Origin of the sequence: Kitasatospora sp. NPDC091257 (assembly GCF_044757675.1) — a bacterium.
Classification (GTDB): domain Bacteria; phylum Actinomycetota; class Actinomycetes; order Streptomycetales; family Streptomycetaceae; genus Kitasatospora; species Kitasatospora lactacystinica.
On record NZ_JBIVVI010001762.1, the window covers coordinates 1 to 1,281 of the forward strand.

2 protein-coding genes are annotated in these 1,281 nt (G+C 68.0%); both read right to left on the reverse strand.

The features are described 5' to 3' along the window. Positions 1-126: DUF397 domain-containing protein (locus ACIQOV_RS41850; RefSeq protein WP_401056440.1), on the reverse strand; the 126-nt coding region annotated here is incomplete at its 3' end. After that, positions 123-986 carry a helix-turn-helix transcriptional regulator gene (locus ACIQOV_RS41855; protein ID WP_359899824.1) on the reverse strand — a complete coding sequence of 288 codons (864 nt, stop codon included), beginning with the start codon at positions 984-986 and terminating at the stop codon, positions 123-125. The genes ACIQOV_RS41855 and ACIQOV_RS41850, both read right to left, overlap by 4 nt. Between the last annotated feature and the right edge of the window lie 295 nt (positions 987-1,281).

Genomic DNA, 1,281 nt, shown 5'->3' on the forward strand with positions numbered 1-1,281 from the left:
GGGGTCCTTGGAGTCCCGGACGGCCACCTCCCCCGCGCCTGGGACGGCGATCTCCACGCAGGCGCCTTGGCCCCCGCTGTGACTGCTCTTGCGCCAACGGGTTCCGTACTCGGACGGGGTGATCATTCGTGGAATTCCTTCTCGATGTCGGCTATCAGCGACCGGCTCTCCGCGACACCGAGTGCGGCCGCTCTCAGGTAGTCGTACAGACCGGTATAGCGGCGCACGTCCGCCTCCTTCTCCAGGTAGAGATCGCTCGTCACACCTTCGAAGTAGACAACTGTGGAATCGGCTGACTCCGGGAACTCCAGCAGCGAGAATGTCCCGGTCATGCCGGGATGGGCGCCGTGCGAGAACGGGATCACCTGGATCGTGATGTTCGCGCGCTGGCTGAGCTCCAGCATCTGCTGCAGCTGCTGGGCCATCACGGCCTTGCTGCCGACCTCGCGGCGCAGCACCGCCTCGTCTATGACGGTCCACAGGCTGCCCAGCTGGTTCTCGCCGTGGATGCGCTCCTGGCGCTTCATCCGGACCTGCACCCGGCGCTGCACGGCGACCGCGTCGGTGTCCGGCTGGGTGCCCTCGACCACGGCCTGGGCGTAGTGCTCGGTCTGCAGCAGGCCGGGGACGAAGGAGGACTCGTACGCGCGGATCGAGGAGGCCTCGGCCTCCAGTCCGATGTAGACGCTGTACGGGGTCGGCATGTCGTTGAAGTCGTGCCACCATCCGCGCTGGCGCGACTCCTTGGCCATCTCCATCAGGCTGGCGCGCAGCTGGTCGTCGGGCACGTTGTAGACGTCGCAGAGGTCGCGCACATCGCGCTGGCTGATGCTGCGGCGGCCGTTCTCCAGCCGGCTGATCTTCGACTGGGAGACCATCAGCCGGCCGGCGACCTCCTCGGCCGTCATGCCCAGGCCCTCGCGGAGCTTGCGCAGCTCCGAACCGAGGCGCCGGCGGCGCACGGTGGGATTGACGTTGGCGGACACTTCGACCTCCGGCCGGACCTCTGGTGCTCGTTGGAGCGGCAGCCCTCGGAACACTTCGGACATTGGGACCAACCCCCCTGACTTGGAGCAGCATGTCACCTTGGGCCAGGTCGGCGCCGGGGAATCACAGCAGCGCGGTAGCACAGATCATCGGAAAAGCACTTCCGCGAGACAGCGAAAGCCCCCAGGTGGTAATGCGGCTCGGACGACTCGGACAGGTACTGCGGAGGCCGCCCCCGGACCGGCCCGCACCTGCCCCGGCACGTGCGGGGGCGGGCGGTTGCCGGGCGTCCGG